Annotated in this window: 13 protein-coding genes; 9 read left to right on the forward strand and 4 right to left on the reverse strand. The window is 52.4% G+C overall.

The genetic code is table 11. The features are described from left to right. Positions 1-491 precede the first annotated feature (491 nt). From OGX97_RS06570 to OGX97_RS06585, 4 genes are all read left to right on the forward strand, one after another. Entirely contained in the window at positions 492-3,131 is a 2,640-nt protein-coding gene (locus OGX97_RS06570; RefSeq protein ID WP_286592059.1) for a YdbH family protein, read from the forward strand. Next, a complete protein-coding gene (locus OGX97_RS06575) occupies positions 3,128-3,319 on the forward strand; it encodes a YnbE family lipoprotein (protein WP_008784882.1) in 192 nt (63 codons plus the stop codon). Before OGX97_RS06570 ends, OGX97_RS06575 begins: the two co-directional genes overlap by 4 nt. 7 nt (positions 3,320-3,326) lie before the next feature. Continuing rightward, positions 3,327-3,653 carry a YdbL family protein gene (locus tag OGX97_RS06580; RefSeq protein WP_153687401.1) on the forward strand — a complete coding sequence of 109 codons (327 nt, stop codon included), beginning with the start codon at positions 3,327-3,329 and terminating at the stop codon, positions 3,651-3,653. A gap of 124 nt (positions 3,654-3,777) precedes the next feature. Then, positions 3,778-3,969, forward strand: coding sequence for a hypothetical protein (locus OGX97_RS06585; protein WP_008784880.1), 192 nt, complete (start codon positions 3,778-3,780; stop codon positions 3,967-3,969). A gap of 43 nt (positions 3,970-4,012) precedes the next feature. Here the strand turns inward: OGX97_RS06585 and azoR are convergent, their stop codons facing one another. Continuing rightward, the gene (azoR, locus tag OGX97_RS06590) at positions 4,013-4,618 is read right to left on the reverse strand and encodes an FMN-dependent NADH-azoreductase (protein WP_003020341.1); all 606 of its coding nucleotides are present in this window, start codon (positions 4,616-4,618) and stop codon (positions 4,013-4,015) included. A gap of 201 nt (positions 4,619-4,819) precedes the next feature. Between azoR and hrpA the strand changes: the two genes are divergently transcribed. The 3 genes from hrpA to aldA all read left to right on the forward strand — a co-directional run bounded on the left by hrpA (position 4,820) and on the right by aldA (position 11,238). Further along, positions 4,820-8,722, forward strand: a complete 3,903-nt coding sequence (hrpA, locus tag OGX97_RS06595) for an ATP-dependent RNA helicase HrpA (RefSeq protein ID WP_279850621.1) — start codon at positions 4,820-4,822, stop codon at positions 8,720-8,722. 85 nt (positions 8,723-8,807) lie between these two features. Beyond that, positions 8,808-9,599 carry a YdcF family protein gene (locus OGX97_RS06600; RefSeq protein WP_279850620.1) on the forward strand — a complete coding sequence of 264 codons (792 nt, stop codon included), beginning with the start codon at positions 8,808-8,810 and terminating at the stop codon, positions 9,597-9,599. Positions 9,600-9,798: 199 nt separating this feature from the next. Further along, positions 9,799-11,238 carry an aldehyde dehydrogenase gene (aldA, locus tag OGX97_RS06605; protein WP_235127548.1) on the forward strand — a complete coding sequence of 480 codons (1,440 nt, stop codon included), beginning with the start codon at positions 9,799-9,801 and terminating at the stop codon, positions 11,236-11,238. A 41-nt stretch (positions 11,239-11,279) separates the two neighbouring features. On the opposite strand, the gene OGX97_RS06610 is transcribed toward aldA, so the two are convergent. After that, positions 11,280-12,206 carry an alpha/beta hydrolase gene (locus OGX97_RS06610; protein ID WP_235127549.1) on the reverse strand — a complete coding sequence of 309 codons (927 nt, stop codon included), beginning with the start codon at positions 12,204-12,206 and terminating at the stop codon, positions 11,280-11,282. A gap of 126 nt (positions 12,207-12,332) precedes the next feature. Beyond that, on the reverse strand, positions 12,333-13,334 hold the full coding sequence (gene gap, locus OGX97_RS06615; RefSeq protein WP_235127555.1) for a type I glyceraldehyde-3-phosphate dehydrogenase: 1,002 nt from the start codon (positions 13,332-13,334) through the stop codon (positions 12,333-12,335). A gap of 189 nt (positions 13,335-13,523) precedes the next feature. Here gap and cybB point away from each other — a divergent pair, with 189 nt between their 5' ends. After that, entirely contained in the window at positions 13,524-14,054 is a 531-nt protein-coding gene (cybB, locus tag OGX97_RS06620; RefSeq protein WP_008784870.1) for a cytochrome b561, read from the forward strand. Between the two features lie 38 nt (positions 14,055-14,092). Here the strand turns inward: cybB and OGX97_RS06625 are convergent, their stop codons facing one another. Next, positions 14,093-15,019 carry a DMT family transporter gene (locus tag OGX97_RS06625; protein ID WP_235127556.1) on the reverse strand — a complete coding sequence of 309 codons (927 nt, stop codon included), beginning with the start codon at positions 15,017-15,019 and terminating at the stop codon, positions 14,093-14,095. Positions 15,020-15,279: 260 nt separating this feature from the next. Between OGX97_RS06625 and OGX97_RS06630 the strand changes: the two genes are divergently transcribed. Beyond that, positions 15,280-15,699 carry a translesion error-prone DNA polymerase V autoproteolytic subunit gene (locus tag OGX97_RS06630; protein WP_235127557.1) on the forward strand — a complete coding sequence of 140 codons (420 nt, stop codon included), beginning with the start codon at positions 15,280-15,282 and terminating at the stop codon, positions 15,697-15,699.

The raw sequence follows: 15,699 nt of genomic DNA on the forward strand, positions 1-15,699 counted from the left end.
GGTTACACAATTTCAACAACTGGATATTTTTCTATCCAACTCAACACCCGAATATCGCGGCAGGTAAAAAGCCAGCCGAATCACATCCGGGCAGCTACGCTTATACAGGTAGCAATTATCGGGAGGGGTTATGCTGACTCACTCTGAAGCAAAACGATGGGCCACCCTAATGCTCAAGGCGGCATTATGCGATGGTATGAAACCTGATGAGATTTCCCGGCAGGTACATCTGGTCTGCGATCATCATGGTAGGGAGTGCCTCGAAGAACTCATTGAGGAAATTCTGATAGAAGCAGGTCGTATCGGACCTAAACATAGCGATGGACAACTTAGGCCTCATTGAGTCTGAATCTTAATATCCCAGACGGCACGTGTAACAGCGTGCCTGGAAATCGGTTATCTATCCTTAATGTGGGCATATCCAGTTAAACATGCCACAATACAGGCCTAAACCGGCTTAAATTTTTGCTAAATCAGGATATTAACTACCCATGAAGGGTAAATATAAAGCCGTTCTGGCACTCCTCTTATTATTGATTCTCGTGCCGCTGACGCTAGTGATGACGCTTGGCCTGTGGGTGCCTACGTTGGTGGGTATCTGGTTACCCGTTGGAACACGCATCGCGCTGGATGAGAGCCCGCGGTTGACACGGCATGGGTTGCATATACCTGAACTCCGCTATCTGGTTGAAGATTGCCCGCTAGCACGCATCACTCAGGCGGATCTGTCTCACCCCAGCCGCTGGTCACTGAATGTCGGGACCATTGAGTTGGATTCAGCTTGCCTGGCCAAATTGCCCCAGGCAGAGCCATCGCCGGTAGCGCCTAAAACGCTGGCTGAATGGCAGTCAATGCTGCCCAATACCTGGATTAACATCGACAAACTTATTCTTTCTCCATGGCAGGAATGGCAGGGAAAACTGTCACTCTCGCTCACTCCCTCTAATCAACAGCTGCGTTACCAGGGTGAAAAAGTTAAATTTCAGGGGCGTTTGCACGGGCAAAACCTCACGGTAACGGAGCTGGATGTTGCGGCATTTGAAGGCCAGCCGCCGGTAAAACTGGTCGGTGAATTTACTATGCCACTGGTTCCCGATGGGCTACCGGTAAGCGGTCATGCGGTTGCGACGTTAAGTCTGCCGCAAGAGCCTACGCTTGTGGATGCCGAACTGGAGTGGCAAGAAAACAGCGGACAACTGATCGTCATGGCGCGTGATAATGCCGATCCGCTGCTTGACCTTCCGTGGGAAATAACACGCCAGCAACTGACCATCAGCGACGGACGCTGGAACTGGCCTTATCAGGGATTCCCGTTAAGCGGGCGGTTGGGCATAAAAGTTGAAAACTGGCAGGCCGGACTGGAAAACGCGGTGGTGAGCGGGCGTCTGAACGTTCTGACGCATGGCGACGCCGGTAAAGGAAATGCCGTATTAACGCTGGGGCCGGGTAAGCTTGGCATGGATAGTAGCGAGATGCCGCTACAGTTGACCGGTGAAGCGAAACAGGGCGATCTGATCTTCTACGCGAAATTGCCCGCCAGACTTAGCGGAAGTCTGAACGATCCACAATTGGCTTTTGAGCCAGGAGCGCTGCTGCGCTCACGTGGGCGGGTGATTGATTCGCTGGATATTGACGAGATTCGCTGGCCGCTGGCAGGCGTAAAAGTCACGCAACGTGGTGTGGATGGGCGTCTGCAGGCTATTTTACGTGCGCATGAAAACCAGATGGGGGGCTTTGAACTGCACCTGGATGGCCTGGCAAATGATTTTCTTCCTGATGCCGGTCGTTGGCAGTGGCGATATTGGGGGGAAGGCAGCTTTACGCCGATGCATGCCCGTTGGGACGTAGCGGGTAAGGGAGAATGGCATGACAACACCCTGAAGCTATTTGATCTTTCTACCGGATTTGATCATCTGCAATACGGCACGATGAAGGTGGAAAATCCGCGTCTGGTGATGGACGAACCGATAGTTTGGGTGCGGGATGCAACCAAACCGACATTTAGCGGCGCGCTGTCGCTGGACGCAGGGAACACCACCTTCACCGGGGGAAGCGTGTTACCACCATCGACGCTGAAGTTCAGCGTGGAAGGTAGCGATCCGACAATTTTCCAGTTCAAAGGCCAGCTTCACGCAGGGGCGATTGGGCCCGTACAGCTGAATGGTCGTTGGGACGGTATCCGCCTGCGCGGACAGGCATGGTGGCCAAAACAATCGCTCACCGTATTCCAACCTCTGGTTCCACCTGACTGGAAAATGAAGCTACGTGAAGGTGAACTGTATGCGCAGGTCGCGTTTTCGGCAGCCCCGGAGCAGGGCTTTGAAGCAGGCGGTCATGGGGTGTTAAAAGGCGGTAGCGGCTGGATGCCCGATAACCAAATCAACGGTGTCGATTTTGTATTGCCTTTCCGGTTCAGTGAAGGCGCATGGCAACTGGGTACGCGTGGACCTATTTCACTGCGTATTGCGGAAGTGGTGAATCAGGTGACGGTGAAGAATATCGCCGCCGATTTGCAGGGGGCGTACCCCTGGAGTGAGAACAACCCGTTACTGTTGAGCGATGTCAGTGCCGACCTGCTGGGTGGCAAAATCATCATGCAGCAACTGCGGATGCCGCAGCACGACCCGGCCTTATTGCGGGTGCAGAATATCTCTTCCAGCGAGCTTATCAGTGCGGTTAACCCCAAACAGTTCGCCATGTCTGGCCCGGTCAGTGGCGCGTTGCCATTATGGCTGGATAACGAAAAATGGATCATAAAAGACGGCTGGTTGACTAATCCAGGACCGATGACGTTGCGTATTGATAAGGACACAGCGGATGCGGTCGTCAAAGATAACATGGCGGCGGGGGCGGCCATTAACTGGCTGCGTTATATGGAAATAAGCCATTCGTGGACGAAAATAAATCTGGATAACCTCGGTGTCTTAACCATGCAGTCAACCGTGACTGGCAATAGTCGGGTAGATGGCAAAGTAGGTACGGTTAATTTGAATTATACCCACGAGGAAAACGTCTTTACGCTATGGCGCAGTTTGCGTTTTGGCGACAATTTACAGGCATGGCTTGAACAAAATGCAGCGCTGCCGGAAACCCATTGCCCGGAAGGCAAGGAATGTGAGGAACAACAATGAAAACGATAGCTGCCATGCTGGGTCTGCTGACTTCATCTCTGCTGGTAGGGTGTACTCCCAGAATCGAAGTGGCTGCGCCAAAAGAGCCCATCACCATTAATATGAACGTCAAAATCGAGCATGAGATCCATATCAAAGTTGATAAAGACGTCGAAAGTTTATTGAAATCGCGCAGCGATTTGTTCTGAGGTCATGATGAGAAAACAGTTTGCAGTGGCGCTGGTCGTCCTAAGTTTACTCTGCAGCAATGCGTGGGCATTGACCCTGAATGAAGCCAGAACTCAGGGGCGAGTAGGGGAAACGCTCAATGGCTATCTGGTTGCATTGAAAACCGATGCCGAAACGCAGGCGCTGGTGAGTGAGATTAATAAAGCGCGCCACGCCAGCTATCAGCAACTGGCTGAGAGCAATAATATTCCGCCAGATGAAGTGGCAAAAATGGCCGGGCAAAAGCTGGTTGCTCGCGCTAAACCGGGAGAGTACGTGCAGGGTATAAATGGTAAGTGGTTGAGAAAAGAGTAAATCGCTTTTTCACACAGCCAGAGGGACACGACGCTGGATTATTCATCGACATCGCAATAGTTGCCACACGGCATAAAATGGATGTTGGTATAGTCCAACACCGGTCGCGTCGTGGGGTGAAATCATGTGGCTTCTCAAGTGGTACGTCTGGAATCGTTGGGTATTCAAGCTGTTAAGCCGGGATGTCGCGGAGCCTGAACAGTTTTTGCTTCATTGTTGGGAAGAGAATCTGGCGAAATGCAGGGATTATGCAACCATCTGGCGTGATATCAATCGCATTCACGGCAAACAGATACAAATGCAGGGAAAGAAGTAAGTGTCGGAGAAACCCTCCCACCGGATGGTGAGAGGGGGAATTATCAGGCAGCTACCACGCTGTCGATAGCGGCTTTCGCATCAGACTGTGCTTTAGACGCTACTTCCGGGCCGTAAGCAATACCTTCAGCAAAGACGACATTCACGTCGGTGATGCCGATAAAGCCCAGGAATACGTTCAGGTACGGCGTGATCAGGTCGGTTGGTGTGTCTTTATGGATACCACCACGGCTGGTCAGCACTACCGCGCGTTTACCTGTCACCAGACCTTCCGGGCCTTTCTCGGTATAACGGAAAGTCACACCTGCACGGGCAATCAGGTCAAAGTAGTTTTTCAGCTGCGTTGGGATGTTGAAGTTGTACATCGGCGCGGCGATAACAATCACATCATGCGCTTTCAGCTCAGCAATCAGCTCATCGGACAGCGCCAGCGCTTCTTGCTGACGCGGCGTCAGCGGTGTATCGCTCGGGCGCATCGCACCCACCAGTTCGCCATCCAGTACCGGTACAGGATTTGCAGCCAGGTCGCGGACAGTGATTTCATCAGCAGAGTGCTTTTCACGCCACTGTTCAACAAAATAATCAGACAACTGACCAGACTGAGAGTACCCTGCCAGAATACTGGATTTAAGAACTAATACCTTGCTCATGGGTGTTTCCTTTTATGTGTTTGAAGGGGTAGTGCCCCGTTGCTTGTTGACACTTTATTCACAATCCTGTCGCAGTGATAGCGCAATATATCGAATCCTATGTTCGAAATTATTGAACAACACATGAAAAGCGCCGATGTGGTACTCTATACCCATCATCTAAAAGAGATTTAACCCGGCAGAGCACTGCCTTTTAACGCTATGACAGAACAACAAAAATTAACCTTCAACATGTTGCAGCAACAGCTGGACTCACTGATGCTGCGTGACAGACAGCGTTTTGCCCGCCGCCTGCACGGTGTGAAGAAGGTTAAAAATCCTGATGCACAACAGGCCATTTACCAGGAGATGGCGAAAGAGATTGAGCTGGCAGCCGGTAAAGTTGTGCTGCGTGAAGCGGCGCGTCCGGAAATTAGCTACCCGGAAAACCTGCCCGTCAGCCAGAAAAAACAGGATATTCTGGAGGCTATTCGCGACCATCAGGTGGTGATTGTCGCCGGTGAGACCGGTTCGGGGAAAACCACCCAGTTACCCAAAATATGTATGGAACTGGGGCGCGGGGTAAAAGGGCTGATAGGCCATACCCAGCCGCGTCGTCTGGCGGCGCGCACCGTGGCGAACCGTATTGCGGAAGAGCTGCAGACCGAGCCGGGCGGCTGTATCGGTTATAAGGTACGTTTCAGCGATCATGTCAGTGATAACACCATGGTCAAGCTGATGACGGACGGTATCCTGCTGGCAGAAATCCAACAGGATCGGCTGCTAATGCAGTACGACACCATTATCATCGATGAAGCGCATGAACGCAGTCTGAATATCGATTTTCTGCTCGGCTATCTGAAAGAACTTCTACCGCGTCGCCCGGATCTAAAAATTATCATCACTTCGGCGACCATCGATCCTGAACGTTTTTCAAAGCATTTCAATAACGCGCCGATTATCGAAGTCTCCGGCCGAACGTATCCGGTGGAAGTGCGCTATCGTCCAATTGTTGAAGATGCAGATGACACTGAGCGTGACCAGCTGCAGGCAATTTTTGATGCCGTAGATGAACTGGGGCGTGAAGGGCCTGGCGACATTCTGATCTTCATGAGCGGCGAACGTGAAATTCGCGATACCGCCGATGCGCTGAATAAGCTGGATTTGCGACATACCGAAGTGCTACCGCTGTATGCGCGTCTTTCAAACAGCGAACAGAACCGCGTGTTCCAGTCGCACAGCGGTCGCCGCATCGTGCTGGCGACCAACGTGGCGGAAACGTCGCTGACCGTTCCGGGAATCAAATACGTAATTGACCCGGGCACCGCGCGTATCAGCCGTTACAGTTACCGCACCAAAGTTCAGCGCTTGCCGATTGAACCGGTGTCGCAGGCTTCTGCTAACCAGCGTAAAGGTCGCTGCGGTCGTGTTTCGGAAGGGATCTGTATTCGTCTGTATTCCGAAGACGATTTCCTGTCGCGCCCGGAGTTTACCGACCCGGAGATCCTGCGTACCAACCTGGCATCCGTTATTTTGCAGATGACCGCGTTGGGGCTGGGCGATATCGCGGCGTTCCCGTTTGTTGAAGCGCCGGATAAGCGCAATATTCAGGACGGTGTACGCCTGCTCGAAGAGTTGGGGGCGATAACCACCGACGAACAGGCAACTGCATACAAGTTAACGCCGTTGGGCCGTCAGCTGTCGCAACTTCCGGTGGACCCACGGCTGGCGCGAATGGTGCTGGAAGCACAAAAACATGGTTGTGTGCGCGAAGCGATGATCATTACTTCAGCGCTGTCCATTCAGGATCCGCGCGAGCGTCCAATGGACAAGCAGCAGGCATCCGATGAGAAGCATCGCCGTTTCCACGACAAAGAGTCTGATTTTCTTGCATTTGTGAACCTGTGGAACTATCTCGGCGAGCAGCAAAAAGCGCTGTCGTCAAACCAGTTCCGTCGCCAGTGCAAACTTGATTTTCTGAACTACCTGCGCGTGCGTGAGTGGCAGGATATCTACACGCAACTGCGCCAGGTGGTGAAAGAGTTGGGTATTCCGGTCAACAGCGAACCTGCTGAATATCGGGAGATCCACGTCGCGTTGCTGACCGGTTTACTGTCGCACATCGGGATGAAAGATACCGATAAACAGGAGTTTACCGGGGCGCGTAACGCTCGCTTCTCGATCTTCCCGGGTTCAGGTTTATTCAAAAAACCGCCGAAGTGGACGATGGTGGCAGAGCTGGTGGAAACCAGTCGCCTGTGGGGACGTATTGCCGCACGTATCGATCCCGAGTGGGTGGAACCAGTTGCGCAGCATCTGATCAAACGTTCATACAGCGAACCGCACTGGGAACGCGCGCAGGGTGCTGTGATGGCGACAGAAAAAGTCACTGTCTACGGCTTACCGATTGTTGCGGCCCGTAAGGTAAATTACAGCCAGATCGATCCCGCGTTGTCGCGTGAACTGTTCATTCGTCATGCGCTGGTGGAAGGCGACTGGCAAACGCGCCATGCGTTTTTCCGTGACAATCTGAAGTTACGGGCTGAAGTGGAAGAGTTAGAGCACAAATCACGCCGTCGCGACATTCTGGTCGATGATGAGACGCTGTTTGAGTTTTACGACCAACGCATCAGCCATGACGTGGTTTCTGCGCGTCACTTTGATAGCTGGTGGAAAAAGGTCAGCCGTGAAACACCGGATCTGCTCAACTTTGAAAAGAGCATGCTCATCAAAGAGGGTGCGGAGAAAATCAGTAAGCTGGATTATCCGAACTTCTGGCATCAGGGTAACCTTAAGCTGCGCCTGAGCTACCAGTTCGAACCTGGAGCCGATGCGGACGGTGTGACCGTACATATTCCACTCCCGCTGCTTAATCAGATCGAAGAGAACGGTTTTGAATGGCAAATCCCGGGGCTGCGCCGCGAACTGGTGATTGCCCTGATTAAGTCGTTACCAAAACCGGTACGACGCAACTTTGTGCCCGCGCCGAACTATGCGGAAGCGTTTTTAGGCCGCGTCACACCGCTGGAACTGCCGCTGCTGGACTCGCTGGAGCGTGAACTGCGCCGCATGACCGGCGTTACCGTTGACCGTGAAGACTGGCACTGGGATCAGGTGCCCGATCACCTAAAAATCACCTTCCGGGTGGTGGATGATAAAAATAAGAAGCTACAGGAAGGGCGTTCGCTGCAAGATTTGAAGGATGCGCTGAAGGGTAAAGTTCAGGAAACATTGTCTGCGGTGGCCGATGACGGCATCGAACAGAGTGGGTTGCACATCTGGAGCTTCGGTCAACTTCCGGAAAGTTACGAACAAAAACGCGGTAACTATAAGGTGAAAGCGTGGCCGGCGCTGGTCGATGAGCGTGACAGCGTTGCCATCAAACTGTTTGATAACCCACTGGAGCAACAGCAGGCGATGTGGTGCGGTTTACGCCGCCTGTTGCTGCTGAATATTCCTTCGCCAATCAAATACTTGCACGAGAAGCTGCCCAATAAAGCCAAGCTGGGGCTGTACTTTAACCCATACGGTAAAGTTCTGGATTTGATTGACGACTGTATCTCCTGCGGTGTGGATCAGTTAATTGACGCCAACGGCGGTCCGGTGTGGACCGAAGAAGGCTTTACCGCGCTGCATGAGAAAGTGCGGGCTGAACTGAACGATACGGTGGTGGAGATTGCGAAGCAGGTCGAACAGATCCTGACCGCAGTGTTTAATATCAACAAACGTCTGAAAGGGCGCGTGGATATGACCATGGCGCTGGGTCTTGCGGATATCAAATCGCAAATGGGCGGACTGGTGTATCGCGGGTTTGTTACTGGCAATGGTTTCAAACGCTTGGGCGATACGTTGCGTTATTTGCAGGCTATTGAAAAACGTCTGGAAAAACTGGCTATCGACCCGCACCGTGACCGTGCACAGATGCTGAAAGTGGACAGTGTGCAGCAGGCCTGGCAGCAGTGGTTCAATAAACTACCTCCCGCGCGCCGTCAAGATGCCGATGTCAAAGAGATCCGCTGGATGATAGAAGAGCTGCGCGTCAGCTATTTTGCCCAGCAGCTTGGTACGCCGTATCCGATCTCCGATAAACGTATTCTGCAGGCGATGGAGCAGATTTCGGGATAAATCGGTGCAGGACCGTAGGCCGGATGAGGCGTAGCCGCCATCCGGCATCTGTACCCGGTAAAGATAAACACCAGGAGTCATCAATATGAGTCAGTTTCCAACACTTTCCGCAACCACCCTTGCGGCTATCAATACCGTAGGGCGATGGCTGGCGCAGAATGATTTTACGGGGAATATCACCGTTCAGTCAGATTGCGTGATTCTGGCAGGAAACGCGGTTATTCCGACCATCGACGCCGCCTGTCGGATCGCGAAAGAGCAACAGGTTCCCTTGCTGATTAGCGGTGGTATCGGTCATTCCACGCGCTTTCTGTATGATGCGATTGCCCAGCATCCGCGTTATAGCATCATTCGTACTACCGGACGCGCGGAAGCGGCGATCCTTGCCGATATTGCTCACCAGTTCTGGCAAATTCCGGGTGAGAAAATTTGGGTGGAAGATCAGTCGACAAACTGCGGTGAGAATGCCCGGTTTAGCTGTGCATTACTGAATCAGGCGGCAGAAAGTATTCATACCGTCATTGTGGTGCAGGATCCCACTATGCAACGCCGCACAATGGCCACGTTTCAGCGCGTCACCCGCGATGAACCGCATGCGCCGCGCTGGTTGAGTTTCCCTGGTTTCATCCCTGAACTGGCCCAACAGCACAACGGCGTGGATTTTGTGCCCGCCGCAGAAGGTTTGTGGTCGGTAGATCGCTATCTTTCTCTCATTACCGGTGAACTTCCGCGTCTGCGTGATGATGCAACCGGCTACGGGCCCTGTGGACACGATTTTATCGTACATGTCGATATTCCTCAGGACGTCGAGCAAGCCTGGCAGCAGCTAAAAAATGATACCGCGCTGACCGACTTACTGGAGAGCCGTTCTCTGTAATTCTTGCTGCCCGTTTGTCGGCGTTTTACGGCAAACGGGCAGAAATCCCACCTGGTTTTTCTCTTTATCATCACTTTTCCAGACGCTTTTATGAAGCAGTTCACAGAACCACCACTCCAGCGATAATGCGTCATGCATGATTGATATTAATTAACAATAGTTTTACCTGTTAAAAACAAATCAGTCACAGGAGAGCCGCATGTCAGTACCCGTACAACATCCTATGTATATCGATGGGCAGTTTGTGACCTGGCACGATGACGCCTGGATTGATGTCGTCAATCCGGCCACGGAAGAGATTATCTCGCGTATTCCCGATGGGCGTGCCGAAGATGCGCGTAAAGCGATCGATGCCGCGGATCGCGCTCAGCCGCAATGGGAAGCGTTGCCTGCCATTGAACGGGCAAACTGGTTACGCAAAATTTCTGCAGGTATCCGCCAGCGAGCCGATGAAATCAGCGCGTTGATTGTGGCGGAAGGTGGAAAAATTCAACAACTGGCTGACGTTGAAGTCGCGTTTACCGCCGACTATATCGATTACATGGCGGAGTGGGCGCGTCGCTATGAAGGCGAGATCCTGCAAAGCGATCGCCCTGGTGAGAATATCCTGCTGTTTAAGCGTGCACTGGGCGTGACGACGGGCATTCTGCCGTGGAACTTCCCATTTTTCCTGATTGCCCGCAAACTGGCTCCCGCCTTGCTGACGGGAAATACCATCGTCATTAAGCCGAGTGAATTCACACCGAATAACGCCATCGCCTTTGCCAAAATTGTTGATGACATTGGTTTACCGCGCGGGGTCTTTAACCTGGTGCTGGGACGCGGTGAAACGGTCGGTCAGGAGCTGGCCGGAAACCCGAAGGTCGCCATGGTGAGCATGACCGGTAGCGTCGGTGCGGGTGAGAAAATTATGGCCGCAGCGGCCAAAAACATCACCAAAGTTTGTCTGGAGTTGGGTGGTAAGGCCCCGGCTATCGTGATGGAAGATGCTGACCTTGAGCTGGCGGTGAAGGCTATTGTTGACTCGCGGGTGATCAATACCGGACAGGTATGCAACTGTGCCGAGCGCGTATACGTTCAGAAAGGTATCTATGACCAGTTCGTTAATCGTCTGGGTGAGGCGATGAAAGCCGTGCAGTTTGGCAATCCGGCCGAACGCAATGACATTGCGATGGGGCCGCTGATTAATGCCGCTGCGCTGGCGCGTGTAGAGCAAAAAGTCGAGCGAGCGGTGCAGGAAGGCGCCCGTGTGGTGCTGGGTGGTAAAGCCGTTGCCGGTAAAGGTTATTACTATCCGCCGACGTTACTGTTAGACGTGCGCCAGGATATGGCGATTATGCACGAGGAGACGTTTGGTCCGGTGCTGCCGGTGGTGGCATTTGATACGCTGGAACAGGCGCTGACAATGGCCAATGACAGCGACTACGGACTGACCTCATCGATCTATACGCAGAATCTGAATACGGCAATGAAGGCGATTAAGGGGCTGAAGTTTGGCGAAACCTATATTAATCGCGAAAACTTCGAGGCGATGCAGGGCTTCCACGCTGGCTGGCGCAAGTCCGGGATTGGCGGGGCAGATGGTAAACACGGTCTGAATGAATACCTGCAAACACAGGTAGTGTATTTGCAGTCTTAAGTTTTTCGCCGGGTGAGCCTGTACGCCACCCGGCGCAATTCTCACATTTTGGTGGCGATCCAGTTCATCATCATTTCCGGCCAGATGGCCAGCGGTAACCCTTGCGCATCGCGAATACCAAATCCGTGCTTACCGCGTTCAAACAGATGCATTTCGACCGGAACGCCCAGCCCACGTAGCGCATTAAAGAAAACCAGGCTGTTTTCTACTTTCACCGCCGGATCGTCGATGGCGTGTAGCAGGAATGTCGGCGGTGTCGTGTTATCCACTCGCTCTTCCAGAGAATAGTGGCGCAGATCTTCCTTTTCGGGCGTAGCGCCAACCAGCTCAAGACGAGAGCCCGGGTGGCCGATGTCTTCACGCAGAGTAATCACCGGGTAGACCAACGCCATGAACGCAGGACGCGTTGGTTGCTCGTCTATGCTATCAATCGGTGTATAAACCGGTTCGGCAAACCGGGTTCCCAGACTGGCGGCTACGTGACCACCGGAAGAGAAGCCCAACACACCGATACGGTCAGGGTTAATTTTCCATTCATGGGCGTTGGCGCGAATGTAGCGCATGGCGCGCTGGGCATCGGCCAGCGGCGCGTTTGCACCTTCCTCATGGCCATCACCCGGCATGCGGTAGGTCATCACAAACAGGGTATAACCGCGGGCGTTAAAGAATGGTGCCAGTACGCTGCCTTCTTTATCCATCACCACGCGACGGTAAGAACCTCCCGGTGTAACAAGGATCCCTACGCCGTTAGGTTTTTCGGGGGCATAAACGGTAATTTCCGGGGCACGAATACCGGTGACCGCACGATCATACTGAGATGTTCCTGTATGTCGGGGTTCAGGCGTAAACACCGCATCGCTGTTTTTTGCTCCGGGGGCTTCACTCTGCGGCCAGAATGAGACGGTGGTTGCGTGGGCAACGGCTTGCTCCATCATGTTTTCTAACGTTTCACGACTCAGTGCTTCCATTACTATGCTCCCTCAGTGGCAAAGGTTAGCTATAGCACAGTCAGTGAATCGAAAACGGGGAGAGACTCACAACGTATTGAATTCGCGGGAAATGAAAGAGGGCGGAGGCAGGCCTCCGCCAGAACATTAGAGCTTGATAAATTTATCCAGCGTACGAATAAGCTGGGTGACAAAACCGTATTCGTTATCGTACCAGGCGACGGTTTTTACCAGTTGCAGATCGCCCACTTCGGTAATCTCGGTTTGTGTTGCATCAAATACCGAACCGAAATGCGAGCCAATGACATCTGACGAGACGATTTCCTCGTCGGTATAACCAAACGACTCATTATTTTGCGTGGCTTTTTTCAGCGCGTTGTTGACCTCTTCAGCAGTGACTTTTTGCCCCAATATCGATACCAGTTCCGTGACAGATCCTGTTTTCACCGGAACACGCTGGGCATGGCCTTTTAATTTTCCGCTCAACGCCGGAATAACCAGACCAATGGCCTTGGCGGCACCAGTGGTATGGGGAATGATGTTCTCTGCTGCTGCCCGCGAGGCGCGCAGATCTTTCCCGCGTGGACCATCAACCAGCGACTGCGTTCCCGTGTAGGCGTGGATGGTGGTCATAGTGCCAAGCTGAATACCGAAGCTATCGTGCAGCGCTTTCGCCATCGGTGCCAGGCAGTTGGTGGTGCACGATGCGACCGAGATAATCCGATCGTTCGCATCCATTGTGTCGTCGTTGACGTTAAAGACAATGGTCTTCATGTCGCCAGCCGGGGCGGATATCAGCACTTTTTTGGCACCTGCATCCAGGTGTGCGTTGGCTTTTTCTGTCGAGGTATAAAAACCGGTGCATTCGATGATTATCTCAGCGCCAGTGGTTTTCCACGGGATATTTTTGGCCTCTTTTTCTGCGTAGACTGCGATTTTTTTACCGTCGACAATCAGCGCGTCTTCGGTAAAGTCGATGCTCCAGGGAAACGGGCCGTAGTTTGAATCGTGCTTTAACAGATAGGCGAGAATTTTGGGCGAGGTGAGGTCATTAATGGCCACAACCTCCACGTTGCTTTTGACTTCCAGTAGCCGACGCAATACCAGACGGCCGATACGACCAAAACCGTTAATGCCAATTTTACTCATGGTTTTCTCCTGTCAGGATGAGGCGGTACGACATATTTTCCTTACCAGGCTTAGTTCAGACAGGCATCCTCGGCAATAGCGGTTCTTGCTGTTAAGCGTAAGCGACTGAAAATGGGTGAACAAAAGTTAATGAATTTTTAACAAAAGCCCGTTATGTTGACGCATTATTGTTTTTATTCAGGAAGTGTTATGGGGAATAAGTATTCTGGCCTGCAAATCGGTATTCACTGGCTGGTCTTTTTGTTAGTTATTGTGGCCTATAGCGCCATGGAGTTTCGCGGATTTTTCCCGCGCAGCTATCGTCCCTTATTCAACATGGTGCACGTATCCTGTGGTATCACGATATTAACGCTGATGGTGGCGCGTCTGCTGGTCAGGCTGAAATATCCGGCACCGCCGATTGTGCCAAAACCAAAGCCAATGATGACCGGCATGGCGCATCTGGGGCATCTGGTTATCTATCTGTTGTTTATTGTGCTGCCTATTATTGGGCTGGTGATGATGTACAACCGGGGTAATCCGTGGATTGCATTCGGCATCGTTATGCCGCATGCGGCAGAGGCTAACTTTGATTTAGTGGATATGCTGAAGTCCTGGCACGTGACGCTGGCAAACCTGGGTTATTTTGTTATTGGTCTGCATGCCGTTGCCGCCCTGATGCATCACTATTTCTGGAAGGATAATACGCTATTGCGCATGATGCCGCGTAAACGCTCCTGAGGTAACGCCCCGCAAATGCGGGGCATTTTTTTAGCCGATTAATTTTCGCAGGATGGTGCTTTTCGTACGCTTTGAACCTGGGAGACGCGTTTTTTCAGGCTGACGATAGCCAGCGCAACAACAATCAGCACAATACCGCAACCTTCAACAACGCCAGGCTCTTCACCCAGCAACCACCAGGAAAACAGAACGCCACAGACAGGTACCGCCAGCGTACTTAAGCTGGCAATACTGGCTGGTAAGTTACGCAACACAAACAGCCATAAACTCCATGCCAGCGCCGTCGCCAGCACGGCGCTATAAGCTAATGCCCAGAAAACGACAGGTTGCCAGTCTGGATCTCGCTGTGGAACCAGCCAGGCCACCAGGCTCATCACCAGCGCGGCATACAGCATCTGCCATGCGGTCAACGCTAACAGATCGATATTCGGATGGCGGGTATACATTCGCTTGGCGACAATCGCGCTCGCCCCCCAACTGATCCCAGAAAGGATCGCCAGTAGCGCGCTCTGCATTGAGGCAAAGTTCAATTGCCATGGCTGTAAAACCAGCAATAATCCCGCAGCTGCCACGGCAATGGCGAAATACTGTAAACGCCGCATGCGTTCACCGAGGAAAATGGCGGCCATAATCACCACCCAGAATGGCATGGTATAACTCAGTATGGCTACTTTACCTGCGCCGCCGCTGACTAGCGCCCATTGTGATAATCCAACCATGCCGCATGTTTGTAGTAAGGCGATCGCTAACGTATAGCCGAAAGGTGTCGGGCGCATTCCTCGGCTACGCAGTAACAGAACGATGAATAACAATAATGCGCCAAAAGAACAGCGTAGTGCGGTAAAGTCGAACGCGCCGATGTAGTGCGTGACCTGTTTCATCGCGATCCAGCTGTAGCTCCAGATGAGCGTTAAGGTGATGAGGCCGCCAATGGCCAGCGGATGACTTTTCCCTGCGGTGGTCATAATGTGTCCGTTTTAATGATTTTAGTACGCCACTATACGCGCTTTCAGGGCGCCGTAGTCGTTATCATTCCGGCTGAGTACATGTCGCGAAAATTTGTACTTTCCTCTGTGGAATAAAACCGAAAATTATTTTTCCAGATAGCATAAACGCTTACCGGCAAGATGGTTAAACAACGCTCAGTTCGCCACGTCTGTCACTTGATCACTGTCCTCATTAAAACTACTGTATATAAATACAGTCACATGAGAGGCAGATTATTATGTTGTTTTTCCAGCCAGTAGAACACCCCGAAATCAAACACTTCCCGCTATTTAGCGATCTCGTGCCCTGCGGTTTTCCTTCTCCGGCGCAGGATTACGTTGAGAAACGTATCGATCTTAACGACCTGTTGGTGCAGCATCCCAGCGCAACCTATTTTGTTAAATCGTCTGGCGACTCCATGATGGGGGCAGGGATCGGTGCTGGTGACTTGCTGGTAGTCGACAGTGCCAGAAAAGCGGCCCACGGAGACATTGTGATTGCTGCTATTGAAGGCGAATTCACCGTTAAGCGCCTGCAATTGCATCCGGTGGTGATGCTGAAGCCAGAGAACAGCGCCTACGCGCCGATCATGATCGGCAGCGAGGACTCGCTGGATATATTTGGCGTGGTGACATTTATCATTAAATCCGCGGGCTGA

It is taken from the genome of Citrobacter sp. Cpo061, assembly GCF_030332845.1.
GTDB classification, from domain to species: Bacteria; Pseudomonadota; Gammaproteobacteria; order Enterobacterales; family Enterobacteriaceae; genus Citrobacter; species Citrobacter portucalensis.

Coding starts and splice junctions, on each gene's coding strand:
- OGX97_RS06570 (WP_286592059.1), top strand. CDS start 492: ATGAAGGGTAAATATAAAGCCGTTCTGGCACTCCTCTTATTATTGATT.
- OGX97_RS06575 (WP_008784882.1), top strand. CDS start 3,128: ATGAAAACGATAGCTGCCATGCTGGGTCTGCTGACTTCATCTCTGCTG.
- OGX97_RS06580 (WP_153687401.1), top strand. CDS start 3,327: ATGAGAAAACAGTTTGCAGTGGCGCTGGTCGTCCTAAGTTTACTCTGC.
- OGX97_RS06585 (WP_008784880.1), top strand. CDS start 3,778: ATGTGGCTTCTCAAGTGGTACGTCTGGAATCGTTGGGTATTCAAGCTG.
- azoR (WP_003020341.1), bottom strand. CDS start 4,618: ATGAGCAAGGTATTAGTTCTTAAATCCAGTATTCTGGCAGGGTACTCT.
- hrpA (WP_279850621.1), top strand. CDS start 4,820: ATGACAGAACAACAAAAATTAACCTTCAACATGTTGCAGCAACAGCTG.
- OGX97_RS06600 (WP_279850620.1), top strand. CDS start 8,808: ATGAGTCAGTTTCCAACACTTTCCGCAACCACCCTTGCGGCTATCAAT.
- aldA (WP_235127548.1), top strand. CDS start 9,799: ATGTCAGTACCCGTACAACATCCTATGTATATCGATGGGCAGTTTGTG.
- OGX97_RS06610 (WP_235127549.1), bottom strand. CDS start 12,206: ATGGAAGCACTGAGTCGTGAAACGTTAGAAAACATGATGGAGCAAGCC.
- gap (WP_235127555.1), bottom strand. CDS start 13,334: ATGAGTAAAATTGGCATTAACGGTTTTGGTCGTATCGGCCGTCTGGTA.
- cybB (WP_008784870.1), top strand. CDS start 13,524: ATGGGGAATAAGTATTCTGGCCTGCAAATCGGTATTCACTGGCTGGTC.
- OGX97_RS06625 (WP_235127556.1), bottom strand. CDS start 15,019: ATGACCACCGCAGGGAAAAGTCATCCGCTGGCCATTGGCGGCCTCATC.
- OGX97_RS06630 (WP_235127557.1), top strand. CDS start 15,280: ATGTTGTTTTTCCAGCCAGTAGAACACCCCGAAATCAAACACTTCCCG.